This window comes from Dactylosporangium sp. NBC_01737 (assembly GCF_035963215.1).
Classification (GTDB): Bacteria; Actinomycetota; Actinomycetes; order Mycobacteriales; family Micromonosporaceae; genus Dactylosporangium.
This window is the reverse complement of the sequence record NZ_CP109153.1, coordinates 10,188,725-10,212,568: the sequence shown is the minus strand read 5'-3', so window position 1 is coordinate 10,212,568 and position 23,844 is coordinate 10,188,725. Positions and strand designations below refer to the sequence as shown.

26 protein-coding genes and 2 pseudogenes are annotated in these 23,844 nt (G+C 70.3%); 21 read left to right on the top strand and 7 right to left on the bottom strand.

Annotation, left to right across the window (positions count from 1 at the left end; all coding sequences use genetic code 11):
- Positions 1-2: 2 nt before the first annotated feature.
- The 4 genes from OHA72_RS46860 to OHA72_RS46845 all read left to right on the top strand — a co-directional run bounded on the left by OHA72_RS46860 (position 3) and on the right by OHA72_RS46845 (position 2,100).
- The gene (locus OHA72_RS46860) at positions 3-527 is read left to right on the top strand and encodes a DUF1772 domain-containing protein (protein ID WP_327002574.1); all 525 of its coding nucleotides are present in this window, start codon (positions 3-5) and stop codon (positions 525-527) included.
- Entirely contained in the window at positions 524-994 is a 471-nt protein-coding gene (locus tag OHA72_RS46855; protein ID WP_327002573.1) for a hypothetical protein, read from the top strand. The genes OHA72_RS46860 and OHA72_RS46855 overlap by 4 nt, the downstream gene beginning before the upstream one ends.
- A gap of 313 nt (positions 995-1,307) precedes the next feature.
- Positions 1,308-1,646, top strand: coding sequence for an ArsR/SmtB family transcription factor (locus OHA72_RS46850; protein ID WP_327002572.1), 339 nt, complete (start codon positions 1,308-1,310; stop codon positions 1,644-1,646).
- Entirely contained in the window at positions 1,639-2,100 is a 462-nt protein-coding gene (locus OHA72_RS46845) for an SRPBCC family protein (protein ID WP_327002571.1), read from the top strand. Before OHA72_RS46850 ends, OHA72_RS46845 begins: the two co-directional genes overlap by 8 nt.
- 425 nt (positions 2,101-2,525) lie before the next feature.
- Here the strand turns inward: OHA72_RS46845 and OHA72_RS46840 are convergent, their stop codons facing one another.
- Positions 2,526-2,969: a hypothetical protein gene (locus OHA72_RS46840; protein WP_327002570.1), complete on the bottom strand. Its 444-nt coding sequence runs from the start codon at positions 2,967-2,969 to the stop codon at positions 2,526-2,528.
- On the opposite strand from OHA72_RS46840, the gene OHA72_RS46835 reads away from it, so the two are divergent.
- The 7 genes from OHA72_RS46835 to clpB all read left to right on the top strand — a co-directional run bounded on the left by OHA72_RS46835 (position 2,956) and on the right by clpB (position 9,165).
- Positions 2,956-3,189, top strand: a complete 234-nt coding sequence (locus OHA72_RS46835) for a hypothetical protein (RefSeq protein WP_327002569.1) — start codon at positions 2,956-2,958, stop codon at positions 3,187-3,189. The two genes, OHA72_RS46840 and OHA72_RS46835, sit on opposite strands and share 14 nt — an antisense overlap.
- A 130-nt stretch (positions 3,190-3,319) precedes the next feature.
- Positions 3,320-3,751, top strand: a complete 432-nt coding sequence (locus OHA72_RS46830) for a DUF2267 domain-containing protein (RefSeq protein ID WP_327002568.1) — start codon at positions 3,320-3,322, stop codon at positions 3,749-3,751.
- A gap of 33 nt (positions 3,752-3,784) precedes the next feature.
- Positions 3,785-4,696, top strand: a complete 912-nt coding sequence (locus tag OHA72_RS46825; RefSeq protein ID WP_327002567.1) for an Hsp70 family protein — start codon at positions 3,785-3,787, stop codon at positions 4,694-4,696.
- 3 nt (positions 4,697-4,699) lie between these two features.
- Positions 4,700-5,278, top strand: coding sequence for a nucleotide exchange factor GrpE (locus OHA72_RS46820; RefSeq protein WP_327002566.1), 579 nt, complete (start codon positions 4,700-4,702; stop codon positions 5,276-5,278).
- On the top strand, positions 5,268-6,251 hold the full coding sequence (locus OHA72_RS46815) for a DnaJ C-terminal domain-containing protein (RefSeq protein WP_327002565.1): 984 nt from the start codon (positions 5,268-5,270) through the stop codon (positions 6,249-6,251). The genes OHA72_RS46820 and OHA72_RS46815 overlap by 11 nt, the downstream gene beginning before the upstream one ends.
- Positions 6,248-6,538, top strand: a complete 291-nt coding sequence (locus OHA72_RS46810; protein WP_327002564.1) for a chaperone modulator CbpM — start codon at positions 6,248-6,250, stop codon at positions 6,536-6,538. Before OHA72_RS46815 ends, OHA72_RS46810 begins: the two co-directional genes overlap by 4 nt.
- On the top strand, positions 6,529-9,165 hold the full coding sequence (gene clpB, locus OHA72_RS46805; RefSeq protein WP_327002563.1) for an ATP-dependent chaperone ClpB: 2,637 nt from the start codon (positions 6,529-6,531) through the stop codon (positions 9,163-9,165). Before OHA72_RS46810 ends, clpB begins: the two co-directional genes overlap by 10 nt.
- Before the next feature lie 175 nt (positions 9,166-9,340).
- Here clpB and OHA72_RS46800 read toward each other — a convergent pair whose 3' ends face one another.
- Positions 9,341-10,270, bottom strand: a complete 930-nt coding sequence (locus tag OHA72_RS46800) for a helix-turn-helix transcriptional regulator (RefSeq protein ID WP_327002562.1) — start codon at positions 10,268-10,270, stop codon at positions 9,341-9,343.
- Between the two features lie 106 nt (positions 10,271-10,376).
- On the opposite strand from OHA72_RS46800, the pseudogene OHA72_RS65175 reads away from it, so the two are divergent.
- From OHA72_RS65175 to OHA72_RS46755, 10 genes and pseudogenes are all read left to right on the top strand, one after another.
- A pseudogene (locus OHA72_RS65175) lies at positions 10,377-10,520 on the top strand (SDR family oxidoreductase); the annotation flags it as partial.
- A 119-nt stretch (positions 10,521-10,639) separates the two neighbouring features.
- Positions 10,640-11,662, top strand: a complete 1,023-nt coding sequence (locus OHA72_RS46795) for a zinc-dependent alcohol dehydrogenase family protein (protein ID WP_327002561.1) — start codon at positions 10,640-10,642, stop codon at positions 11,660-11,662.
- Between the two features lie 12 nt (positions 11,663-11,674).
- A complete protein-coding gene (locus tag OHA72_RS46790; RefSeq protein WP_327002560.1) occupies positions 11,675-12,070 on the top strand; it encodes a (R)-mandelonitrile lyase in 396 nt (131 codons plus the stop codon).
- A gap of 84 nt (positions 12,071-12,154) precedes the next feature.
- Complete coding sequence (locus OHA72_RS46785; protein WP_327002559.1) at positions 12,155-12,562, top strand: hypothetical protein; 408 nt, start codon at positions 12,155-12,157, stop codon at positions 12,560-12,562.
- 102 nt (positions 12,563-12,664) lie between these two features.
- Complete coding sequence (locus tag OHA72_RS46780; RefSeq protein WP_327002558.1) at positions 12,665-13,339, top strand: DUF6766 family protein; 675 nt, start codon at positions 12,665-12,667, stop codon at positions 13,337-13,339.
- Positions 13,340-13,609: 270 nt separating this feature from the next.
- Positions 13,610-13,927: a phosphatase PAP2 family protein gene (locus tag OHA72_RS46775; protein WP_327011972.1), complete on the top strand. Its 318-nt coding sequence runs from the start codon at positions 13,610-13,612 to the stop codon at positions 13,925-13,927.
- On the top strand, positions 13,855-14,103 hold the full coding sequence (locus tag OHA72_RS46770; protein ID WP_327002557.1) for a phosphatase PAP2 family protein: 249 nt from the start codon (positions 13,855-13,857) through the stop codon (positions 14,101-14,103). The genes OHA72_RS46775 and OHA72_RS46770 overlap by 73 nt, the downstream gene beginning before the upstream one ends.
- A 312-nt stretch (positions 14,104-14,415) precedes the next feature.
- The gene (locus OHA72_RS46765) at positions 14,416-15,726 is read left to right on the top strand and encodes an erythromycin esterase family protein (protein WP_442788391.1); all 1,311 of its coding nucleotides are present in this window, start codon (positions 14,416-14,418) and stop codon (positions 15,724-15,726) included.
- A 24-nt stretch (positions 15,727-15,750) separates the two neighbouring features.
- Positions 15,751-16,404: a dienelactone hydrolase family protein gene (locus OHA72_RS46760; protein WP_327011794.1), complete on the top strand. Its 654-nt coding sequence runs from the start codon at positions 15,751-15,753 to the stop codon at positions 16,402-16,404.
- Positions 16,401-17,087, top strand: coding sequence for a phosphoribosyltransferase (locus tag OHA72_RS46755; protein ID WP_327002556.1), 687 nt, complete (start codon positions 16,401-16,403; stop codon positions 17,085-17,087). The genes OHA72_RS46760 and OHA72_RS46755 overlap by 4 nt, the downstream gene beginning before the upstream one ends.
- 38 nt (positions 17,088-17,125) lie before the next feature.
- Here the strand turns inward: OHA72_RS46755 and OHA72_RS46750 are convergent, their stop codons facing one another.
- From OHA72_RS46750 to OHA72_RS46730, 5 genes and pseudogenes are all read right to left on the bottom strand, one after another.
- Entirely contained in the window at positions 17,126-17,425 is a 300-nt protein-coding gene (locus OHA72_RS46750; RefSeq protein ID WP_327002555.1) for a hypothetical protein, read from the bottom strand.
- 259 nt (positions 17,426-17,684) lie between these two features.
- A pseudogene (locus tag OHA72_RS46745) lies at positions 17,685-18,554 on the bottom strand (NAD(P)/FAD-dependent oxidoreductase); the annotation flags it as partial.
- Positions 18,506-18,820 carry a hypothetical protein gene (locus OHA72_RS46740; protein ID WP_327002554.1) on the bottom strand — a complete coding sequence of 105 codons (315 nt, stop codon included), beginning with the start codon at positions 18,818-18,820 and terminating at the stop codon, positions 18,506-18,508. The pseudogene OHA72_RS46745 and the gene OHA72_RS46740, both read right to left, overlap by 49 nt.
- A 450-nt stretch (positions 18,821-19,270) precedes the next feature.
- A complete protein-coding gene (locus tag OHA72_RS46735; RefSeq protein WP_442788390.1) occupies positions 19,271-23,080 on the bottom strand; it encodes a HAMP domain-containing protein in 3,810 nt (1,269 codons plus the stop codon).
- 46 nt (positions 23,081-23,126) lie between these two features.
- Positions 23,127-23,798 carry a response regulator transcription factor gene (locus tag OHA72_RS46730; RefSeq protein ID WP_327002553.1) on the bottom strand — a complete coding sequence of 224 codons (672 nt, stop codon included), beginning with the start codon at positions 23,796-23,798 and terminating at the stop codon, positions 23,127-23,129.
- Positions 23,799-23,844: the final 46 nt, after the last annotated feature.

Here is a 23,844-nt window from a genome sequence, read left to right as displayed (position 1 = left end):
ACGTGTCCCGTACCAAAGTGACCTGGATCGTGCTGGTGGTGCTCGTGTGGACGGCGATGCTGTCGTTCGGTGGCGTTGCGGCTGAGACGGTGATGCTCTACCCGAACATCTTCGGCGACGCCCCGGCGTCGCTGGAGCGAGCCCGCGAGTTCATGGTCGCGGCCGGCCCGAGCGACTACTTCCCGCCGCTGGGCGCCACGGTGGTGCTCAGCAGCCTCGCCGCGGTGCTGCTCACGTGGCGCGACCCGCGGCTGCGATGGTGGATCACCGGCGCGGCCGGCGTCTTCATCGCCTGCGAGTTCGCGTTCTCCGCGGTGTTCTTCTGGCCACGCAACGAGATCATGTTCGTCGACCCGGTCGGTACCCACTCCCCGGAGCACCTGCGGCAGGTCGCCGAGGAGTTCGTCGCCGGGCACTGGGTGCGCCTCGCCGGCGGCGCGGTCACCGCCGCGCTCGCCTTCACCGCACTGCTGCGCTTCACCCGCGACACGGCCCGCGCGGCAGCCGTCGCAGAGGTCGCGCGATGACCCGGCCGCGCCGCGCGCTCGGGTTCTCCTGGCCGGTGCTGGTCGGCCTGGCCGCACTGGCCGCTCCCCGGGTCGCGCTGCACGACCTCGGCGTCATCGAGGAAGGCAGCTTCGTCAACGGACTGCTGGTCTTCCTGCCACCGCTGTGCTGGATCGCCGCGGTCCTACTGAAGCGGCCGGCACACCCGTTCGTGACCGTCCTGGTCATCGGTGCGCTCTACGGCGTGTTCCTTGCAGCGGGCCATCAACTGCTGTGGGACACCGCCTTCGACGGGAACACCCCGACCCTCGGCGGGAACCTCACCGACGTCGGCCCCACGGTGCAGAGCGGCATCGTCCGCACCGTCGCCGCGGTGTCCAGCCTCGTCACCGGAACGATCGTCGGCGCGGTCACCGGCGCCGTGGCGGCGCTGCTGTGCCGCCTCGTGCCGGGCCACCCCGAGCGGCCGTACAACGCCGGTCGATAGTGTGCCAACTCCGGCAGTGCGCAGGCTGCGCATCGGTCCGAGCCTCTGTTTGCGTTGGCTGTGGTCGGCAGTTGCGGATGAATGCCGAGCGTCTTCGGTGTGTCGATTTGAAGGTCGTCGTCTCTGACGCTGAGCAAGGCGCGTGGGTTGCTGGGGGAGCTCGGCGGGTGCCGTCGAGCAGGTCCGGTGGGTCTGGTGGAACGGGAGCCGTCGGAGCATCACGTTGCTTGCGCCGCCCGTAGTCGTCTTGACGTCGCGGCATCCACCTGTATATTCAACGAGTTGGTTAATTAGCATCTCGATTGAATAGGACATGGATACCAAGCAGCTCAGCACGACCTTCGCCGCCTTGGCCGATCCGACCCGCCGGGCGATCCTCGCCAGGCTGGCTGAGGGCGAGGCCACCGTCAACGAACTGGCCGAGCCGTTGCCGCTCACCTTGCAGGCGGTCTCCAGGCACCTCAAGGTGCTTGAGCAAGCCGGACTCATCAGCCGCGGGCGCACCGCCCAGTGGCGTCCGTGCCGCCTGGAGCCCGCACCGCTGCGCGAAGCCACCGACTGGTTGGAGCGCTACCGGCAACTCTGGGAGGGCAGCTTCGATCGCCTCTCCGCTCACCTCCAAGACATACAGAAAGGCGATACGAATGGCTGAGACTTCGGCCGCCAACAGCACACCCACCCGAGAGTTCACCATCACCCGGGTCTTCGAGGCACCACGCCGCCTGGTCTTCAGGGCGTGGACCGACCATTGGACCGGGACCGAGTTGGTGCTCTCCACGTTCGGCGGAGCCAAGGTCGCTGCCCTGCGCGCCCGGCCGGCGGTCGCGATCACCATCGACGCCGCTTCCACACCGCCCGAGGTGCTGCTCATTCGCGGCCCGGCCGAGGTCACCGAGGTCGACGGGATCGTTCCGGAGTACATCCTGGCTCACTACCGCTATGCCGGTTCGGAGCAGGGCGCCGCCAATATCGCTGCGGTCGACCACCCGGGCACGAGGATGTTCCGCATCGCGGTCCGCCCGACCTGGGTCGGCGTGCTGGACTTCCAGACCCGGCTGCCCGGTGGAGCCAGCCCGGAGGAGTTCGACCAGCGGGGCCGATCGTGAACAGAACACGCTCAGGGGCCCGGGCACGTACGTACTGATCCACGGCCCTGCTCCGCTCGAGGTGCTCTGACCTCGATCACCTCACCGGGATTCTCGTGACCGAGCACCCAATCGGTCTCCCGTGCACCCCAGGAGCTGTGACCGTAGGACCGGGCGTACGCGTGGCCAGGCGGGACGGGTCGCCACGCCGGGGATCTGGCGTGGGCGTACACCGTGTATGACCGCCACGGCTATGGGTAGGTCCCGCGCATGAGCGGCGAGATCGTCTGCTCGCACTGTGGGCGCAGGAACCGTGTCCCCGGGGCGGCGACCGGCGTCCCGCGGCCGGCACCTCGGCGAGCGCGATCTTCCGCGGGCCGCCACCGAGGGGGTCTCCGGTCAGGAGCGCGCGGACGGATGGCGGTTGTGCTGGACCGATGCGGTTGTCAGTACGCCCGGTACGTGAGGGCCCGCCGCGACGTCGCGAGGCTGACCCGGTGATCGTCGGGCTGGTCGCGTCGCCCGGACCGGCCGCGGACCTGGCCCGCCAGGTCGTCGACCAGCTTCCGGACATGCTCGCCACCAGTTCGCCGGGCGTCGCTTGGACCGTTTGCGTCCTCATCGACCGGCTCGTCGACCGCCCCGCCGAGCTGTCCCAGCTGATCGACGCCGCCCGTCGCCGCATGTTGCACGAGGGTTGGCAGCTCACGGTGTGCTTGACCGATCTGCCATTGCAGACGTCCCGGCGGCCGGTTGTCGCGCACGCCAGCGCCACCCATTCGGTCGCGGTGCTGTCGATTCCGGCGCTCGGCCCGATCGCTGTCGCCAGTCGTGCGCGTGAGACGACCGTCCGGCTCGTCACCGCCGTGCTCGCCGGTGACGACCGGCACACCGCCCGGCGGCGTACAGCTGCTGGTGCCCGAGGCCGGCTTGACCGACGCGCTCGGCCGTCCAGCCGGCACCGGTGACTTCCTGGCCATCGCCTGGTTGGCGTGCTCGGTGGCCACGATCGGCGGCGCACTGCGCGCCGGCCTGGAGAGCGACGAGTCGGTTCGGCAGGCAGCGTACCTCTACCAGCCGGACGAGATTATCGATCAGCGCCAGAGCTGAGCGCACCCGCCGCTCTGTTCGCCGGCACCGCCTGCCGCTCTGGAGGCAAAAGCTGCACGGGAGGAGCGTCGTCCGTATGGCCCGGCCCTGGCAGGGTAGTGCACGCTCCTACCAACCGGAGGAGGACCAAATGAGTGGCGGTACGGGCTACGACTCGTTCGACACCACCGTGGACAAGACGAACCAGTTGTTGCACGACATCGAGCGTGAGTTCGGGTGGCCCAAGACGCGGCGCAACCATTCGTATGCCGCACTCAGAGCGGTGTTGCACGCCCTCCGCGACCGTCTGCCGGTCGACGAGTCCGCGCAACTCGCGGCGCAGCTACCGATGCTGGTGCGCGGCATCTACTACGACGGCTGGGACCCGAGCCGGGTGCCGGTGAAGATGCACCGCGCCGAGTTCGAGGCGCGGGTGCGGCAGGAGTTCCCGTTCGACGTCGAGGGCGGCATCGAACACCTCATCGCCGTCGTGCTCAACGCGCTGAAGCGCTTCGGCACCGCGGCCAAGTGGGCGGAGGTCAAGGCCAACATGCCCAAGCAGCTCGCTGCCGTGATGCCCTGACGGACCGCGGCGCGACCGAAGGAGATGAGGCGGGTGGCGGCCACACTCAACGACGCCGCATACCGGCATGCCAGGCAGCTCATCGAGGCGGGGCGGTCCGTGCTCGACGACAGGGCCGCGTGGAGCGAGCACCAGCCCTCCGCGCGCCGGGAGAACGCGTTCATCGAAGAGCACGGCGGGGCCGAGTACGGCCGCTGGCGCCTCGGAGTCGATCCCGAGGTCCCGCAGGGGCGCAAGGCCCGGTACCGGTTCCCGTACGGGGACTTCACCGCGGTCCACCGCTGCGGTGTGCTGTCGGCGGAGGTCCGCGCGGCCCAGCAGCACTACTTCGACATCGAGACCGCCGTTGCGCATCTGCACGGCATGCTCGACGCACTGCGAATGCTGTCGTCGGTGACGCAGGCCCAGGTGAACCTGCCGTTCATCACCGCCGACGCATCCGGCCCGAAGCACCTCACGGCGACGGTCAACGTGTCCGCACGCGACAAGGACACCGGCGCCGAGCAGCAGATCACCGTCGCCGAGAGCGGCACGCTGGACAAGGGCGAGGTCGAGCGGATGGTGCGCGAGGCCGAGCAGCACCGCGCCGCCGACCAGCAGGCGCGTCAGGAGATCGACGCCCGCAACGAGCTGGACAGCGTCGCGCACCAGGTGCAGCGCCGCCTCGACGAGCTCGGCGATCAGGTCCCCGAGCATGAGCGGGCCCGCGCCGGGATGCTCGTGCAGGAGGCCCGGCAGGCCGTCGACGGGAAGGCGCCGATGGATCGGGTGCAGAACCTCACCAACGACCTCCGGCAGATCCTGTTCGCGCTGGAGTCCACCGCGCAGCAGGCCGGCGGGGGACAGGCCGCGGGCCAGGGCCAGGAGGCCGGGCAGGCGGCTGGGCGGTCCGGCCGATCGACCCCGGCAGATGACGTCATCGACGCCGACTTCAGCGGAGGGTGAGCCATGGCCGAGCCGAACGGCGAGGGGATCAAGGCCTCCACCGATGACCCGGCCCAGCAGGCGAACCGGCCCGAGGGTCAGGGGGCGGCGCAGCCGGAGGACCCGGCGCTCGCCGAAGTGCGGGAGCGGGCGCAGCGGGCGATCGCCGACGCCGACAACGCCCGCAAGCGGGCCGAGCGGACGGCAGTCGAACGGGTCACCGCCGAGCGGCAGCGGGTCGCCGCGGCGTGGCTGCCCGTGCTGGACAACCTGGACCTCGCGCTGCGCCACGCCGGCGCGGACCCCGAGACGATCGTGCAGGGTGTGGCGCAGGTCAGGGAACAGGCCGGAGACGTCCTGGCCCGGCTCGGCTTCGGCCCGGTCGGTGCGGTCGGTGAGCCGTTCGACCCGGCCCGGCACGAGGCGGCCGAGGCGGTCGAGGAGCCGGGCGTGCCAGCCGGCACGATCGTGCGGGTCATCCGCCCGGGCTACGGCGGCGACACGCTCCTGCTGCGCCCGGCCGTCGTAGCCGTGGCCCGCGCCGGCAGCGTTGGTGAGGGGTCCGACGGATCGGACACGGATCGGGGATCCGATGGCGGCTGAGCGACGCGACTTCTATGAAGTCCTCGGCGTCCCGCGGACCGCGACGGCGGAGGAGATCCAGCGCGCGTACCGCACGCTGGCCCGCCGCAACCACCCTGACGTCAACAAGGAGCCGGGCGCCGAGGACCGTTTCAAAGACATCACCGAGGCCTACGACGTCCTTTCGGATCCCAAGAGCCGCCGCAAATACGACCGGTTCGGCGCCCAGTGGCGGCAGGTGCCCGACGACGTCGAGCAGCGGGCCGGGGCACGGCAGCGCGCGCCGGCCGGCGCCGGGTTCCCCGGCCAGGGCGCCGGTTTCCCCGGCCAGGGCGCCGGTTTCGGCGGTCGGGGCGGCTTCGGTGAGGAGGTTGATGTCGAGGACCTGCTCGGCAGCATCTTCGGCGGGGGACAGGGCCGTGGCGGGGACCGTTTCGGACGCGGGCCGGTGCCCGGCGCTGACACCCAGGCCGAGATCACCATTAGTGTCGAGGACGCCTACCACGGCGGCCGGCGCCGGATCACGCTGCCCGGCGGCCTCGGCGGCCGCACCCGCGAGTACGAGGTCAACATCCCGGCAGGGGTCACCGAGGGGCAGCGGATCCGGCTCGCGGGGCAGGGCTCCGGCGGTGCCCGCGGCGGCCCGTCCGGCGACCTGTACCTGGTGGTGCACATCGCGCCGCACCCTCGATACAAGCTCAGTGGGCGCGACATCACGCTGGAGATCCCGCTGGCGCCGTGGGAGGCGGCCTTGGGCGCCTCAGTGCCCGTCGAGACGCCCGGTGGCGTCGTGCGGGTCGACGTCCCGCCCGGCACGTCGTCGGGGCGGCGGCTGCGGCTGCGCGGCCGGGGCCTGCCGAACCCGCGCGGCGCCCCGGGCGACCTGTACGTCCAGACCAAGATCATGGTGCCGGCGCAGCTGAGCGACGCCGAACGGCGACTGTTCGAGGAGCTGGCGACGGTGTCGTCGTACAACCCGCGAGGTGACCGATGACGTACGCCCTGATGCGCCGCCCGTACCTGTCCACGGACGCGTTCGCCGCCGCGGCCGGCCTGCACCCGGACCTGATCTCCCGGCTGGTCGCGCTCGGCCTGCTGGAACCACACGTCGACGAGCTCGGCAACCGCTGGTTCGCCCAGACGCAGCTCGTCCAGCTGGCCCGGATCCGCCGGCTGCAAGCCGAGCTGCCGCTGAACTACGCGGCGGTCGGCATCGTGCTCGACCTGCTCACCCGCATCGACCAACTCGAGGCGCAACTCAGGAGGCGGACATGGACCTGAACCGACTCACCGAGAAGTCCCAGCAGGCACTGCACGACGCCCAGACCAAAGCGATGCGGCACGGCCACACCGACGTCGACGGCGAGCACCTGCTGCTCGGCCTGCTCGACCAGCCCGACGGTGTCGCGGTGCGGCTGCTCACCGGCCTGGGCGTTGACGTCGAACAGCTGCGCGAACGCCTCGAACGCGACCTGCGGCGCCGGCCGAGCGTGACCGGGCCGGGCGCACAGCCCGGCCAGGTGACGGTCACCCGACGGCTCGCCGCGGACCTCGACGCCGCCGAACGCGAGGCCGGCCGGCTCAAGGACGAGTACATCTCCGTCGAGCACCTGCTCCTCGCGCTCGTCGACGAGGGTGCCTCCACCGACGCCGGCCGGGCCCTGCACGACCTCGGCGTCACCCGGGAGCGGCTGCTCAACCAGCTCACCGAGCTGCGCGGGGCGCAGCGGGTCACCTCCGCGAACCCGGAGGCCGCCTACGAGGCCCTCACCAAGTACGGCCGGGACCTCGTCGCCGACGCCCGCGCCGGCCGGCTCGACCCCGTCATCGGCCGCGACGAGGAGATCCGCCGCGTCGTGCAGATCGTGTCGCGCAAGACGAAGAACAACCCCGTCCTCATCGGCGACCCGGGCGTGGGCAAGACCGCGATCGTCGAGGGCCTCGCCCAACGGATCGTCAACAACGACGTGCCGGAAGGGCTGCGCGACAAGACGATCTTCGCACTGGACATGGGCTCCCTGGTGGCCGGGGCGAAGTACCGCGGCGAGTTCGAGGAGCGGCTCAAGGCCGTGCTCGCCGAGGTGACCGCCGCGCAGGGCCGGATCCTGGTGTTCGTCGACGAGCTGCACACCGTGCTGGGCGCCGGCGCCGCCGAGGGTTCGATGGACGCCGGCAACATGCTCAAGCCGATGCTCGCCCGCGGCGAACTGCGCATGATCGGGGCGACCACTCTGGACGAGTACCGCAAGCACATCGAGAAGGACGCCGCGTTCGAACGCCGGGTCCAGCCCATCCTGGTGCCGGAGCCCACCCCGGACGACGCGGTCACCATCCTGCGCGGGCTGCGTGAACGCCTCGAGGTGTTCCACGGCGTGCGCATCCAGGACGGAGCACTGATCGCCGCGGTCCAGCTGTCCCACCGGTACATCGCCGACCGGTTCCTGCCGGACAAGGCCATCGACCTCGTCGACGAGGCCTGCGCGATGCTGCGTACCGAGATCGACTCGCAGCCGGCCGAACTCGACGAGGCCGCCCGCCGCCTGCTGCGGCTGGAGATGGAGGAGGCCGCGCTGTCCAAGGAGGACGACCCGGCCAGCACCGCCCGGCTGGACCAGATCCGCCGGGAGATCGCCGACCTGCGCGGCGAGGTCGACGCGATGCGCGCCCAGTGGAACGCCGAACGCCAGGCGATCCGCAAGGTGCAGGAACTGCGCGAGGAGACCGAACGGATCCGGCGGGAAGCGGAGGCAGCCGAACGCGGCTACGACCTCGACCGCGCCGCGGAGCTGCGCCTGGGCAGGCTGCCGGAGCTGGAGCGCCGGCTGCGCGCCGAGGAGGAACGGCTCACCGCCAAACAGGGCGGCCACCGGCTGCTGCGCGAGGTCGTCACACCCGACGAGATCGCCGGGATCGTGGCCCGCTGGACCGGCATCCCCGTCAACCGGCTGCTGGAAGGCGAACGGGACAAGCTGCTGCGCCTCGAGGACATCCTGCACGAGCGGGTCATCGGCCAGGACGAGGCCGTCCAGCTCGTCGCCGACGCCGTCATCCGCGCCCGCTCCGGCATCAAGGACCCCCGCCGCCCGATCGGCTCGTTCCTGTTCCTCGGCCCCACCGGCGTCGGCAAGACCGAACTGGCCAAGACCCTCGCCGCGGCACTGTTCGACACCGAGGACAACCTTGTCCGGCTCGACATGAGCGAATACCAGGAACGGCACACCGTCTCCCGGCTCGTCGGGGCGCCGCCCGGCTACGTCGGCTACGAGGAGGGCGGCCAGCTGACCGAGGCAGTGCGCCGCAAGCCCTACTCGGTCGTCCTGCTCGACGAGATCGAGAAGGCCCACCCCGACGTGTTCAACACCCTGCTGCAGCTGCTCGACGACGGACGGCTCACCGACGCCCAAGGGCGCACCGTCGACTTCCGCAACACGGTCATCATCATGACCAGCAACCTCGGATCACAGCACCTCCTGCAGGGTGTCACACCGGACGGGCAGCTCACCGACCAGGCCCGCACCGCGGTCATGACAGCGCTGCGCGAATACTTCCGCCCCGAGTTCCTCAACCGCATCGACGAGACGGTGCTGTTCAAGCCGCTGACCCTGCCGGAGATCGAGCGGATCGTCGACCTGCTCCTCGACGACCTCCGCGCCCGCCTCACGGACCGGCGGATCACCGTCGAGGTCACTGAGGCGGCCCGGCGCTTCATCGCCGAAGCGGGATTCGACCCGGTCTTCGGCGCCCGGCCACTGCGCCGCTTCCTGCAGCGCGAGGTCGAAACCCGCATCGCCCGCACGCTACTGACCGGCGACGTCCTCGACGGCGCCACCATCACCGTCGACCGGGCGCCCGACGGGATCGACATCGACTGGAGCAACGAGCCGGCGACCGCCACGGCGGCCGCCTGACCGCCCAGCCTGACGGCCCCGATGAGCAGGACGCGGGGCGCCGCCGCATCGTCCGCCGCGAACGCGCGCACCCCGCGCCCATCCGAAACCGTTCGATGAACCTCGGCGGTCATCGGTACTTGCCCGCGCGGCAAGTTTCAGTGCGAGGGGCAGTGGCCGCATTCAACAGCTGGTCTCACCGTTCGGCGTTCCGTGTCTGTGCGCGTGTGCTCGTGTTCATCGCGGTCGTGGCGGCATCGTCGGCGTCGGTTCGCACGGCGGTCCAGGATGCGAGGAGGTCGAGGGCGTGGGCGGTCGGTGAGGCGGGTTCGGCGGCGTAGAGGGTGAGGGAGAGCCCGGGTTCGGAGACGAGGTCCATGCTCTCGTAGGCGAGTTCGAGGTCGCCGACGTCGCGGTGGTGGAAGCGTTTCGTTCCGGCGCCGTGCGCGCGGACGTTGTGTGCGCTCCAGCGTCGGCGGAACGCGTCGCTGCGGGTGGACAGTTCGCCGATGAGGTCGTGCAGGTCCTTGTCGTGCGGGTCGCGGCCGGCCTCGGTGTGCAGTATGGCGACGCAGGTGTCGGCGGCGGTTTCCCAGTCGGGGTAGAAGTCGCGGGCGGCGTCGAGGTGCAGGAACGTGAAGCGGGCGAAGTTGGGCCGGCCGTCGGGCGCGGTGTCGTGGACCGTGGCGTGCATGGCGCGGCCGAGGTGGTTGGCGGCGAGCAGGTCCATCCGCCCGTTGCGGATGATCGCCGGCGCGGCGAACCGGTCGAGCACCCACTGCAGGCTGGGCCGGGGTGTCCACCGCTTCGACGGGCGGCGGCGGGGCCGCATGCCGGCACTGGTGCCGTCGGCGGCGTGAGCGAGGTGGAACAGGTGCGCCCGCTCGGCGTCGTCGAGTTGCAACGCCCGGGCGAGCGCATCGAGCACGGAGGCGGACACCCCGACGATTGCGCCCCGCTCGAGCTTCGAGTAGTACTCGATACTGACGCCGGCGAGGGTCGCGACTTCGCCGCGGCGCAGACCCGGCACGCGCCGGTTGCCGATCTCCGGCAGCCCGGCCTGCTCCGGTGTGATCCTGGCCCGCCGGGAGACGAGGAAGTCACGGACTTCGGCGCGGTTGTCCATGCCTTCGACGGTACGGGCAGGCAACCGATCTCTGGGGTGCCCTGGTAGTACACCTATCAGCAGAGACTCCCCCCGCCCACTCGGTCGCGGTTTGCTGGTGGTGTGAATCCCACCTACGACCTCACCGGTCACACGAGCTGGCCCTGATGCGCGAGCAGGCAGCGGTGCCATCGTCAACTGCTCCTCCCTCGGTGGTCTCGTCGGCCTGCCCGGACGCGCCGCGTACCACGCTTCCGAGCACGGCGTGCTCGGCCTGACCAGCAGCGCCGCCCTCGAGTACGCACTCCGCGGGATCAGGATCAACCCCGTGGACGGGCAGCGTCACCGTCGAGAAGCTCTGACAACCACCAGGGAAAGGACCGACCTTCCATGCGAGGCACCATGTTGTACGCGCCCGGCGACGTCCGCGTCGAGGAGCGTGAGGATCCCCGGATCGTCGAGCCGACCGACGCTGTCATCCGGGTCTCCGCCACCTGCGTCTGCGGCTCCGACCTGTGGCCGTACCGCGGCATCGAACAGATCAACGGGCCGTCGCCGATGGGCCACGAGTACGTCGGCATCGTCGAGGAGGTCGGCGCCGAGGTCCGCACGGTGCGGCCCGGCCAGTTCGTCGTCGGCTCGTTCTTCGCCTCCGACAACACCTGCGAGATCTGCCGCGCCGGGTACCAGTCCTCGTGCGTGCACCGCCAACCGGTCGGCGCGAACGGCGCCCAGGCGCAGTACCTGCGGGTCCCGTTCGCCGACGGCACCCTCGTCGCCACTCCGGAGCCGCCCGCCGACGACCTCGTCCCGGGGCTGCTCGCCGCCTCCGACGTGCTGGGCACCGGCTGGTTCGCCGCCGTCGCCGCCGAAGTCGGCCCGGGCAAGACCGTCGCTGTCGTCGGTGACGGCGCCGTCGGCCTCCTCGGCGTCCTGGCCGCCAGGCAGCTCGGCGCGGAGCGGATCATCGCCATGAGCCGCCACGCCGACCGGCAGAAACTCGCCATCGAGTACGGCGCGACCGACATCGTCACCGAACGCGGCGACGACGGGGTCGCCCGGGTCAAGGACCTCACCGGCGGGCTCGGCGCGCACTCGGTCATCGAGGCGGTCGGCACCCAGGAGTCGATGATGCAGGCGATCCGGTCGACCAGGCCCGGCGGGCACGTCGGCTACGTCGGCGTCACCCACGACGTCGCCCTGCCCGGCATGGACCTGTTCTTCTCCCACGTCCACCTGCACGGCGGCCCCGCCCCGGTGCGTCGCTTCCTGCCCGAGCTCATCGAGCTCATCCTCAAGCGCGAGATCGACCCCGGCAAGGTGTTCGACCTGACGCTGCCGCTCGACCAGGCCCCCGACGGGTACCGGGCCATGGACGAGCGCCGCGCGATCAAGGTGCTGCTGCGGCCGTAAAGGAGCCGAACGATGATCACACGAAGTGGTGCACAGCCCTCCACCCCGGGTCCGGCCGAGTCCTTCACCGGCGACGTGACGATTCAGCCGCTGTTCGGAGCGGAGGACGCCGCGCCGTACACGGGCGCGGCCGTCACCTTCACCGCCGGCGCGCGAACCGCATGGCACATCCACCCCGGCGGGCAACGGCTCGTCGTCACCGACGGCGTCGGTCGCACCCAGCAGTGGGGCGGACCGGTCGAGGAGCTCCGAGCCGGCGACGTGATCTGGTGCCCGCCCGGCGTCAGACACTGGCACGGTGCCGGCCCCGACGGCCCGATGACCCACCTCGCCCTCACGAGTGTCCGCGACGGACAGGTCGTCGAATGGCTCGAACACGTCACCGACGAGGCGTACAACGCCATCTGAGTCACGGCCAGGACCAAACGCTGTGCCACTGCTGGCGGGTTGGGTCATGTGTGCCCTGTGTCGCGGATGGGAACGATGATCGGTATGCGATCCAGGCGGGCGTCGCCGGCTGCGGTGCTGGTGGCCGTCGCCGTGTCGTTGGGAGGGTGCGGGGACAGCGGGGCACGCCGAGATGCGGCCGCCGACGCGGCGGTTGGCCTGCTCACCGCCGTCCACGACCGTGACGGTACGGCCGCGTGCGTGCTCCTCGCGCCGAGCACCATCGCTGCGCTCGAGCAGTCCATGAACGTCGGCTGCGCCGAAGCGATCCTCGACGAGAATCTGCCCGAGCCGGGCACAGTGCGTCGGGTCGACGTGTACGGCCAGTGGGCTCGGGTGGTCCTCGACGACGACACCCTGTTCCTGGCGGTGTTCCGGGGCGGCTGGCGGGTCGCCTCCGGCTGCCGGCCGCTGGGCGAACGCCCGTACGACTGTGTGCTCCAGGGAGGCTGAGATGCGGACGTTGTTCGTGCTGTGCCTGGTCGTCGTCGGTGTCGGTCTCGCCTACTTCATCACGATCGGGTTGCTGCACCGATGAGCAGCGAAGGTGGTTCGATGCGCAAGGTCGTGCGGGAGAACTCTCTCGGGCTGGTGTTCGGTGTGTTGTTCCTGCTCGCCCTGACCGGGCAGGCGTTCGCCGGGCACGCGGACTTCAACCAGCAGCAGCTCGCCGACGGTCTGCCGACGGTTTCGATGGGCCGCTACCTCACCTCGGCGTCCTTCGCCGTGGATGTGGCGGAGAACTGGCAGTCGGAGTACCTGCAGTTCTTCCTCTACATCGTGCTCACCGTCTGGCTGCTGCAGAAAGGCTCACCGGAGTCGAAATCTCTGGACCAGGCCGGCACCGAATCCGACGAGGACCAGCTCGTCGGCCCGCATGCCCGCGACGACTCCCCGGGCTGGGCGAAGGCCGCCGGCTGGCGGCGGCACCTGCTGTCCAACTCCCTCGGCCTTGTCATGGGCACAGTCTTTCTACTGTCCTGGCTCGCACAGTCCATCGCCGGCGTCGTCACGTTCAACGAACGGCAACTCAGCCAGCTGCAGGAGCCAGTGACCTGGCTCGACTACCTGACCGAACCGGACTTCTGGAACCGGACCCTGCAGAACTGGCAGTCCGAGCTCCTGGCCGTGTTCTCCATGGCCGTACTCGCCATCTACCTACGTCAACGCGGATCCCCGGAGTCCAAGCCCGTCGGGGCCCCGCACACGTCCACCGGCGTTGAAGGTTGAGAACACCACCCGCAGACCAAGTATTGGTCACTGGGTGTTCATCTGCCGGGGGCTGATGGCTGGGTCGGGATGCCGCAGTGCCGTTGTGATCATGCCTGTCGGCTACCCCGGACGCTGGGCCGCGACACAAACCGACGACCATTAGCCCTCACACCGGCGGTGGCGTAACCGGCGGCAATCCTGGACGACACCGGCCTCGGGCGTGCCGACCGCGCGATCGTCGCCTGGTTCGCTGAGCATCGCAGTCCCGCCTGGACCGCGACCGCGACCGTGGCCAACCGGGCCAGTGACACCCTGTGGATCGTCGCCGGTGCCATCGCCGCCGGAGTCCTGGCGCCGACCGTGTTCCGTCGTTGGCGGCCTGTGCTGCTCCTGTGGATCGCCGTGCCCGGCGAGGTGGTGCTGTTCCTGGTCACCGCTACCGTGGTGAGCCGGGCCCGGCCGCAGCTTCAGCCGCTGCAGCCGGACCTGCCACCCATGGCCAGCGCTCCGTCCGGGCATGTCGCCGCCACGCTGTGCCGTACGGCGCCGCCGCGCTCCTCGCCTGGTACGGCACCACCCGCCTGGCGGCACGGTGGCTCACCGTGAGCGCGATGGTGCTGCTGCCCGCCGCGGTGGCCGCTGCGCGCCTGTACCGCGGCGGGCACCACCCGACCGACATCGCCGGCAGCGTCCTGCTCGCCGTGCTGTGGCTCGCCTGCACCCGGCGCATTGTCAAACCCGTTACTGTGCGCACCGGCAGGTCCGAGACGCTCCACGACTGACGGAATTGATGGGTAGACGCCAGGGCGCCGGGTAGGTGACCACAGTGGTGACCGCTGCCCGGTCACAGCAGGACCCGGCGGCCTGGGCACCCGATCTGGGGTACGGGAGAACAGCATGACGGTGCATGACCCGGCCGGCCAGCCGGACATCGAACGCCCGATCGACCTCACCGACTTGCCGGCCCCTGCGCCGACGCCGGCGCAGCACCGTGAAGAGGAACCAGCAGGGAGAGGAACCCGGCCCGCCACCGGCGGACCTGGCGGGTGCGCCGGGTGCGCCGGGTTCGCGGAATCTGGCGGGACGGTGACGTGGTGAGACGCTACGGCGACGAGGTCGCGGCCCTGGCCGCGCCGCTGACCGTCCCCGGTGACTTTGACGTGCTGCTGGACCGGGTTGGCGCCGCGCGGGTCGTGATGCTGGGCGAGGCGAGCCACGGCACGCATGAGTTCTACCGTTGGCGGGCGGCGCTCACCCGCCGGCTGGTCGAGGAGCTGGGCTTCTCGTTCGTGGCGGTCGAGGGCGACTGGCCCGACTGCGACCGGGTCGACCGCAGTGTCCGGTGCGCCACCGACGCGCCCGACGATCCTCGTGCGGCGCTGGCGGCGTTCGAGCGGTGGCCGACCTGGATGTGGGCCAATGAGGAGGTCATGGACTTCTGCCGGTGGCTGCGGACGCACAACGCGTCGGTCGACCCGGCCGCGCGGGTCGGGTTCCACGGTCTGGACGTGTATTCGTTGTGGGAGTCGTTGCGGGAGATCGTCACGTACCTGCGTGAGCACGACCCGGCGCAGGTGCCGGCGGCGCTGGCGGCGTACCGGTGCTTCGAGCCGTTCGCCGAGGACGCCCAGAACTACGCGCTCGCCACCCGGTTCGTGCCGGTCAGCTGCGAGAACGAGGTCGTCGACCTGCTGATCCAGCTACGGCAGCACGCTGCGGCCGACGGTGCGGGCCGGTTCGGGGTGTGGCAGAACGCCGAGGTCGTCGCCGGCGCGGAGCGGTACTACCGGGCGATGGTTCGTGGTGGCCGGGAGTCGTGGAACGTCCGCGACCGGCACATGGACGACACCCTCGACCGGTTGCTGCGCCATTACGGAAGCCAAGACGGAAGCCAAGACGGCACCGGCGCGAAGGCGGTCGTGTGGGCGCACAACACGCACGTCGGCGACGCCCGCGCCACCGACATGGCCGACGTCGGCGAGGTCAACATCGGTCAGCTCGCCCGGCAGCGCTACGGCGCCGGCCAGGTCGTGCTGGTCGGCTTCGGCACACATCGCGGCACCGTCATGGCCGGGGCGGCGTGGGGCGAGCCGATGGAGCTGATGCCGGTGCCGCCGGCACGGCGCGGCTCCGTCGAAGACGTCCTGCACACCGCGGCGCCGCCGCAGGCGCTGTTCGTCTTCCCTCCGCGGGATCGCCCGGACCTGCTCACCGACGAGCTCGGCCATCGGGCGATCGGGGTGGTGTACGACCCGGAACGGGAACATTGGGGCAACTACGTGCCGACCGTGCTCGGCGACCGGTATGACGCGTTCTGCTGGTTCGACGAGTCCCACGGCGTCCGCCCCCTGCTGACCCGCGCCGTCGACGTGTTCGAGCCGGAGACCTTCCCGTCCGGCGTCTGAGATCGTAGGAGGTCCGACGTGTCTGTGAACGCCACCGCCCAATTGGTCACCGTCGGCGACGTCCAGCTCGCCGGTGACGTCACCGTGCCGGAATCGGCTGTGGGAGTCGTGCTGTTCGCGCACGGTAGCGGCAGTTCCCGACACAGTCCACGCAACCGTGCCGTCGCCGAGGCGTTCCAGCGGCATGGACTGGCGACGGTCCTGATCGATCTGCTCACCACGGACGAGGAACGACTTGACGCGCTGACCCGGCAGTGGCGCTTCGACATCGCCCTGCTCGCGGGCCGGCTCGCCGGAACGATCGACTGGATCCGTGCCGAGCCGACCCTTACCGGTCTGCCGATCGGGCTGTTCGGGGCGAGCACCGGCGCGGCAGCCGCCCTCGTCGCCGCCGCGCAACGACCGACCGACGTGCGGACGGTGGTGTCCCGCGGCGGCCGGCCGGACCTCGCCGGTGCGGCGCTGCCGGACGTGGCGGCGCCGACCCTGTTCATCGTCGGCGCGCTCGACGCGCCGGTGCTCGAGCTCAACCGGCAGGCCGCCGCGGCGATGACCGCGCCGACACAGCTGCGTATCGTCCCCGGCGCAACGCACCTGTTCGAGGAGCCGGGCACGCTGGAACAGGTGACGGTGCTGGCCTCGGACTGGTTCGGCCAGCACCTCGGAGCACGGCGATGACCTGGGGAGCGGCGCGGGCCATGTTCGCCGACCGGGCCGACGCCGGCCGGGCGTTGGCCGCCGAGGTCGCCCGGCACCTCACCGGTGTCACCGGCGACGGTGGCCGGCCGTTGGTGCTCGCCCTGCCGCGCGGCGGCGTCCCGGTCGCCGCCCGCGTCGCCGACGTGATCGACGGCGACCTCGACATCGTCATCGCCCGCAAGATCGGCGCACCTCACCACCCGGAGTACGGCGTCGGCGCGCTGGCTGAGGACGGGCCGCCCGTGTTCAACACCGAAGCACTGCAGTATCTGGACCTCGTCGAGGAGGACCTGGCCGGCGCCGTCGCCCACGAACGCGCCGAGATCAGCCGGCGCCTCCGCCGGTACCGAGGCGAACGGCCCGCACCGCAGACCGCCGGGCGCACCGTCGTCCTCGTCGATGACGGCCTCGCCACCGGCGTCACCGCCCGCGCCGCCCTGCGCTGGCTCCGCACCCGGCAGCCACAGCACGTCCTGCTCGCCGTCCCCGTCTGCTCGCGTGCGGCCCGCGACGCCATGACCACCGACGCCGACACCGTGATCTGCCTGCGTGCGCCGGAGCCGTTCACCGCCGTCGGCACCTGGTACGCCGACTTCCGCCAGCTCACCGACACCGACGTCGAGCAGATCCTCGAACAGTTCCGCCACGCCCACGCTCGGTGAAACCGGACCCGCGCACGGTGAACGGATCGACAGCGGAGTCACCGCGGGCGCTGCAGCCACTCCCACGCGCGGCGGAGTCCCTCGCGGGCCTGCTCCGCCGCCGAGTCGTCGGTCGCATCGGCGGCGATCGGGTCCTCGGCCGGCTCCTGCAGCTTCTCGGCGGTGACGGTCAGGGTGACACCGCGCTCATAGACGGTGTCGACCTGGCCGCGCGCGGCGAAGACCGGCCGGTCCATCAGATACCCGGCCCGGACGACCAGGCCGTGGAAGATGTCGCTGCCCTCGTCGGCCAGCACGTGCTCGACGACACCGATCCGGGTGCCGTCACGGTCGTACACCGGCAGTCCGGTCGGCAGGGCGAGGTACGAGACGGGTGCGCAAGGTCGTCCATGACGCTGACGTACCCCTCCTCAACATGGATCGAACGGACGCGGATCTCGCCGGGTACAAGGTCGAGGCCACTCCGGAGTACCGCGACCGCGTCGGCGACTACTACACCTCCAGCTACCGCGACCAGCCCGGCGCCTGGTAGCCCACGCCGCGCCGACAATGTCCGGCCGGCCCCGCCCCTGTCGCACGGGCGGGGTCGAGCCCGTTTCACCGCTCGTGACGCGTGAGTTCCGGTGCGTCGGTGTCCAGCGGCACCGCCGGGCGGGGCACGAGACCGAGCTGGATGCCCTGACGGCGACCGGTGGCGGTGAACAGCCAGTCAGCCGCGGTCCGCAGCCGGTTCGTGGGCAGCGCGGCCAGGTGGTAGCCGCGGGCGACGACCCTGGCGAGAGGTCCGGACAGCGGCAGGTGCAGCGGATTGGCGACAGCCTGCCAACCGCCGAGGTCGACGACGAAGCCGAGGTCCCGGTGCCGGTACGGCCGCCGGGTGCCGATGCCGTAGGAGGCGGCGATGTTGTGCGCGGCGAGTTTGCCCTGCCGCACGGCGTGCTGCGCGGTCATCGGTGTCGCCTGCCCGGGATGCTGCGGATCCGGCACCGCGGCGCCGTCACCGCAGGCGTAGACGTCCGGATGGCCGCGGACCGTGAGGTGCTCGTCCACGCACAACCGGCCCTTCTCGGTGGGCAGTCCCGCCTTCTCCAGGACCGGGTCCGGGCGGACCCCGACGCACCACACGAGCGTCCGCGACGGCACGAACCGGTCGTCGGTCAGGCGCAGCCCATCGCCGGCGGCCTCCCGGACCGATGTGCCCAGCCGGATCTCGACGCCACGACCCTGCAACACGCGCTGCGCATCGGCGGCCATCCGGGCGTCCATGCCGGGCAGTACCTGGTCGGCGGTGTCCAGCAGCATCCACCGTGGCCGGGTGCCGCGCAGCCGGGGGTGGCGGGCGGCGATGTCGGCGGTGAGCAGCTGGCCTTGCGCGGCGACCTCGGCGCCGGTGTAACCGGCGCCGACGACGACGAACGTCATCCTTGCCGAACGTTCGGCGGGGTCCTCGGCGGCGTCGGCGAGTTCTGCGGACGGGCGGGCGAATATTGACCCCTCCGCGTCCCTTGGCTCGTCGTCGAGCCAGACGAAAGACCGCGCTCCGGGTCCTCACCGTCGTCGGCCATTCTGAGCACCCCGGCCGGGGCGCTGGGCGCCGCGGAGACGTCGTCGGCGCCGAGCAATTCGTGCATCCCGGCCAGGATCTCGGCCGGGGAGACATGCGGTGCACTGACCGGCAGTGGCAGCACCAGGTCGTTCTCCTTGACCAGGTGGACGGCGAACAGCGCGTCCAAGCCCCGGCCGCGACGGCACGCACCGGCGAGGTGGCGTAGGTGGTGCTCAGGCGCCGTCGACGATGTCGTGGCGGGCCTTGCCTTCCTCCTCCGCCTGCCGGGGTCTTTGCCGCATGTCGGATCGAGGGAGTTCGGGTGAGCGCAGCAGCCGCGGCGGAACAGCCAGCCAGCGAGCATGGCCCCGGCCCAGCACCGGCTGCGGCTGATCGCCGTCCCGGCGACGTCGCCGGGGTGCAGCGTGAGGTCAACGCCGCGCTGGCGGACCGGGACCGCACCGGCACGCTGTGGCGCACGGTGGAACCGGCCGGAGGCGTTGATCGGTCCGGCGCGATGTCGGCTGTGTTGGTCGCGGCCGAGGTGCGGCACGTTGGCGTGGTGGCCACGAACGAAGGCCGGATCGAGGTGCTCCGCCCGGCGGGCGCGGTCTCGTCGCGGCTGGTCTTCCGTTGGCTATCCGAGGTGTCGGGCGATCAAGTGGAGCAGGTGGTTCACGTCGACCGGCTTGGTGACGTAGTCCGTGGCTCCGCAGGCCAGGGATCTGTCCCGGTCGCCATTCATGGCCTTTGCTGTGACGGCGATGATCGGCAGGTCGCAGTATTCGGGCATCTTGCGGATCCGGGCGGTGGTGGTGTTGCCGTCCAGTTCGGGCATCATCACGTCCATCAGAACCAACGCGATGTCGCCAGTGCGTTCCAGCGCGCGCAGGGCGGCGATGCCGCTGTCGGCCTGGGCCACTTGCAGGCCGTGTGCCTCCAGCAGGGTCGCCAGCGCGAGGGTGTTGCGGGTGTCGTCGTCGACGATGAGCACCTTCTCCCCGTGGAAGCGCTTGACCTGCTTAGTGGTAGGCAGCTCCGCGGGAGCCTCCTCCATCGCTTCGGTCGGCGGCTCAGCCGGCTCATCCGATGTGGAAGCGATGGCCTCGTCAGGCTCGGATGGCGCCTGGAGGACGGGGGCCGGACCGGTGGCCAGCATGGCGGTGCTGGTGTCGGTGGGCAGGTAAAGGGTGAAGGTGCTGCCGTTGTCTGGTTCGCTGTGTACCTGGAGTTCACCGCCGAGCAGGCGGGTCAGCTCGCGGGTGATGGACAGGCCCAGGCCGCTGCCGCCGTACGTGCGGCTGGTCGTGCCGTCGGCCTGTTGGAATGCCTCGAAAACGAGGGAGAGTTTGTCGGCGGGGATGCCGATGCCGCTGTCTTCCACGTCGAACGCGATCCACCGGCCGGCAGACCGCAGTGACGAGCGGGTCACTTCCGACTTGTCGGCGAGCCGGATGCGCAGGGCGACGCCCCCGGTGTGGGTGAATTTGACCGCGTTGGACAACAGGTTCCGCAGAATCTGCTGGAGGCGGTACTTGTCGGTCTCCAGGCTGGCCGGGACGTTCGGCTCGATGACCACCGTGAAGTCCAATGCCTTCTCGGCGGCGAGCGGGCGGTGCAGCGACTCGATGTAGTCGACCAGCTCGGTCAGCTCGACGGGGACTGGTAGCACCTCCATCCGCCCGGCCTCGATCTTGGCCAGGTCGAGCACGTTGTTGATGAGTTGGAGCAGGTCGTTGCCGGCGCGGTAGATCGTTTTGGCCAGCTCGACCTGCTTGGTGCTCAGGTTGCCGTCGAGGTTGTCAGCGAGCAGCTTGGCCATGATCAGAACGCTGTTGAGCGGCGTGCGCAGCTCGTGCGACATGTTGGCGAGGAACTCGGACTTGTACTTAGAGGCGAGGGCGATCTGCCGCGCCCGCTCCTCCAGCTGGCTTGCCTGCTCGATCTTGATGTTCTTGGCCTCGATGTCGCGGTTCTGCTGGGCCAGGAGCTCGGCCTTCTCGGCCAGCTCGGTATTGGAGCGCTGCAGTTCTTCCCGCTGCGCCCGCAGCTCCTGCGCGAGGCGCTGCGACTCGGTCAGCAGCCCCTCGGTGCGTGAGGTCGCCAGGATCGTGTTGACATTGACGCCGATGGTCTCCTTGAGCTGTTCGAGCAGATCGCGGTACACGCCTCCGAACTCATGGACCGACGACAGCTCGATCACGCCGAGCACCTCGCCTTCGAACAGCACCGGAAGCACGATCACGTTCACCGGGTCGGCCGAGCCCAGCGACGAGGAGATTTTGATGTAGCCTGGCGGGCCGCCGGCCATCATGATCGTCTTCTTGTCCCGTGCGGCCTGACCAATCAGCGACTCCCCGAGCCGGAACCGCGTGGGCGAATCGCTTCCAGGCTGGGCGCCGTAGCTGGCGGTGCGCTCGAGCGTGACCGGGCCGTCTGGGCCGTCGGTGACGGCGAGGAAGAACGTGCCGTGCTGCGCTGAGACGAGCGGCGCCAGCTCGCTCATGATGAGCGAGGTCAGCGCGGCGAGGTCGCGGTGGCCCTGCATGAGGCCGGAGATCCGCGCGAGGTTGGTCTTCAGCCAGTCCTGTTCCTGGTTGGCGTGGGTGGTTTCCTTCAGGTTCGCGATCATCTGGTTGATGTTGTCCTTGAGGTCGGCGACCTCGCCGGAGGCGTCCACGGTGATCTGGCGGGTGAGGTCGCCCATGGTGACCGCGGTGGCGACCGCGGCGATCGCGCGTACCTGGGTGGTGAGATTGCCGGCGAGGTGGTTGACGCTCTCGGTGAGCCGATGCCACGTGCCGGAGACGTCGAGGACCTCGGCTTGGCCCCCGAGCTTGCCCTCGGTGCCGACCTCACGGGCGACCCTCGTGACCTCGGCGGCGAACGCCGACAGCTGGTCGACCATGGTGTTGATCGTGGTCTTCAGCTCCAGGATCTCCCCGCGGGCATCGACATCGATCTTCTTGGACAGGTCGCCGCGGGCGACGGCGGTGGTGACCTGCGCGATGTTGCGGACCTGGCTGGTCAGGTTCTGGGCCATCGAGTTGACGTTGTCGGTGAGGTCCTTCCAGGTGCCCGCGCCTCCGGGGACGCGGGCCTGGCCGCCGAGGATGCCCTCGGTGCCGACCTCGCGGGCCACCCGGGTGACCTCGGCGGCGAACGCGCCCAGCGTGTCGACCATCTCGTTGATCGTGTCGGTCAGGGCCGCGACCTCGCCTTTTGCCGCGACCATGATCTTCTTCGAGAGGTTGCCGTCGGCGACCGCGGTGGCCACGGTCGCGATGCTACGGACCTGGTTGGTGAGGTTCTCCGCCATGATGTTGACGTTGTCGGTGAGGTCCTTCCAGGTGCCGTCGACGCCGCGGACGCGGGCCTGGCCGCCGAGCTTGCCGTCGGTGCCGACCTCGCGGGCCACCCGGGTCACCTCGTCAGCGAACGCCGAAAGCTGATCCACCATCGTGTTGATCGTGGCCTTCAGTTCCAGGATCTCCCCGCGGGCGTCGACGTTGATCTTCTGGCTCAGGTCGCCGCGGGCCACCGCCGTGGTCACCTGCGCGATGTTGCGTACCTGCGCCGTCAGGTTCTCCGCCATGATGTTGACGTTGTCGGTGAGGTCCTTCCAGGTGCCGGCCGCACCCGGCACCTGCGCCTGACCACCCAGGCGGCCCTCCGAGCCCACCTCGCGGGCCACCCGGGTCACCTCGTCAGCGAACGCCGACAGCTGATCCACCATCGTGTTGATCGTGCTTTTCAGTTCCAGGATCTCCCCGCGGGCGTCGACGTTGATCTTCTGGCTCAGGTCGCCGCGGGCCACCGCCGTGGTCACCTGCGCGATGTTGCGTACCTGCGCCGTCAGGTTCTCCGCCATGATGTTGACGTTGTCGGTGAGGTCCTTCCAGGTGCCGGCCGCACCCGGCACCTGCGCCTGACCACCCAGGCGGCCCTCCGAGCCCACCTCGCGGGCCACCCGGGTCACCTCGGCAGCGAACGCCGAAAGCTGGTCGAGCAGGCCGTTGACGGTGGTGGCCAGCCCGCGGAACTCCCTATACCGGCTGTCGCCGGGCACGGACATGCGCAGCGACAGGTCACCCTCGGCCGCAGCCGCCAGCACACGGCTGAGCTCGGTTGTCGGGCGCATCGTGCTCTCGACCAGGCCGTTCACCGAATCCTCGGCGAACGCCCAGCCGCCAGAGGCGCCGGGCAACGCGAGCCGCACGCCAAGCCGCCCTTGCGTGGCCTCCGCCCGCACTCGTGCGAGCTCGCCGACCAGCTCCTGGTTACGCTGGGCAATCTCGTTGAACGCGGCGGCGATCCTGCCCGGTACGCCGTCGCCGGCGATCACCAAGCGGCGGCGGAAGTTACCGTCCCGCAGATCCTCCATCGCGACGAGCATCCGGTCGAGCGTGCGCTGCGCTGATGCCCGGTCGAACAGTTGTTGAGTCACGGCGTCCCCCGGGGCCGTACGAATGAGCCTGGCTGTCAGAAGGGGTTCAAAATTGCATGCCGCGGGAGTGGTCGTCCTGGCGAAGCCGCGCGGCGAATGCGGCGGCCTGCGTCCGCCGCTGCATGTCAAGCTTTTCCAGAAGCTTGGAGACGTGAGACTTGACCGTCCTCTCCCTGGCGTGGAGCCGCTCGGCGATCTGCCGGTTCGTGAGCCCCTCACCGATCAGCTCCAGCACCATCCGCTCCGGCTCGCTTAGCCGATGCACCGGATCGATCTGTTCCTGCTGGCGATACAGCCATCGCAGCAGCCCTGTCGTGGTCTTCGGATCCAGTAGCGACCCGCCGGCCCCGATTGTGCGAATCGCGTCGACCACGTCGGACGCCAGCGCCTCTTTGAGCGTGAATCCGTTCGCCCCCGCCACGATCGCGTCGAACAGAGCTTCGTGATCGGCGAAGGAGGTCAGCATCAGACACCGTAACCCCGGAAGCTGGGCGCGCAGGTCGCGGCACAGTTCGATGCCGTTGCCATCGGGCAGCCGTATGTCGAGCACGGCGACATCGGGGCACGCGGCGGGCACCCGAACCAGCGCCTCTCGCACAGAAGACGCCTCGCCGACCACCTCCAGGTCGGGTGCGGTCTCAAGAAGCGCGACAATGCCATACCTCGTGACCTCATGGTCGTCGACCAAGAACACACGAGTGTGCCTCGTCTGGTCCATACGCAGAGCTTAGTCCACCAGATCATGGAACAGCAGGTCAGCGAGG

Bases quoted from the DNA above. Each gene is read 5' to 3' on its own strand.
- OHA72_RS46855 (WP_327002573.1), top strand. From the start codon at position 524: ATGACCCGGCCGCGCCGCGCGCTCGGGTTCTCCTGGCCGGTGCTGGTC.
- OHA72_RS46850 (WP_327002572.1), top strand. From the start codon at position 1,308: ATGGATACCAAGCAGCTCAGCACGACCTTCGCCGCCTTGGCCGATCCG.
- OHA72_RS46845 (WP_327002571.1), top strand. From the start codon at position 1,639: ATGGCTGAGACTTCGGCCGCCAACAGCACACCCACCCGAGAGTTCACC.
- OHA72_RS46830 (WP_327002568.1), top strand. From the start codon at position 3,320: ATGAGTGGCGGTACGGGCTACGACTCGTTCGACACCACCGTGGACAAG.
- OHA72_RS46820 (WP_327002566.1), top strand. From the start codon at position 4,700: ATGGCCGAGCCGAACGGCGAGGGGATCAAGGCCTCCACCGATGACCCG.
- OHA72_RS46815 (WP_327002565.1), top strand. From the start codon at position 5,268: ATGGCGGCTGAGCGACGCGACTTCTATGAAGTCCTCGGCGTCCCGCGG.
- OHA72_RS46810 (WP_327002564.1), top strand. From the start codon at position 6,248: ATGACGTACGCCCTGATGCGCCGCCCGTACCTGTCCACGGACGCGTTC.
- clpB (WP_327002563.1), top strand. From the start codon at position 6,529: ATGGACCTGAACCGACTCACCGAGAAGTCCCAGCAGGCACTGCACGAC.
- OHA72_RS46800 (WP_327002562.1), bottom strand. From the start codon at position 10,270: ATGGACAACCGCGCCGAAGTCCGTGACTTCCTCGTCTCCCGGCGGGCC.
- OHA72_RS46795 (WP_327002561.1), top strand. From the start codon at position 10,640: ATGCGAGGCACCATGTTGTACGCGCCCGGCGACGTCCGCGTCGAGGAG.
- OHA72_RS46790 (WP_327002560.1), top strand. From the start codon at position 11,675: ATGATCACACGAAGTGGTGCACAGCCCTCCACCCCGGGTCCGGCCGAG.
- OHA72_RS46785 (WP_327002559.1), top strand. From the start codon at position 12,155: ATGCGATCCAGGCGGGCGTCGCCGGCTGCGGTGCTGGTGGCCGTCGCC.
- OHA72_RS46780 (WP_327002558.1), top strand. From the start codon at position 12,665: ATGCGCAAGGTCGTGCGGGAGAACTCTCTCGGGCTGGTGTTCGGTGTG.
- OHA72_RS46755 (WP_327002556.1), top strand. From the start codon at position 16,401: ATGACCTGGGGAGCGGCGCGGGCCATGTTCGCCGACCGGGCCGACGCC.
- OHA72_RS46730 (WP_327002553.1), bottom strand. From the start codon at position 23,798: ATGGACCAGACGAGGCACACTCGTGTGTTCTTGGTCGACGACCATGAG.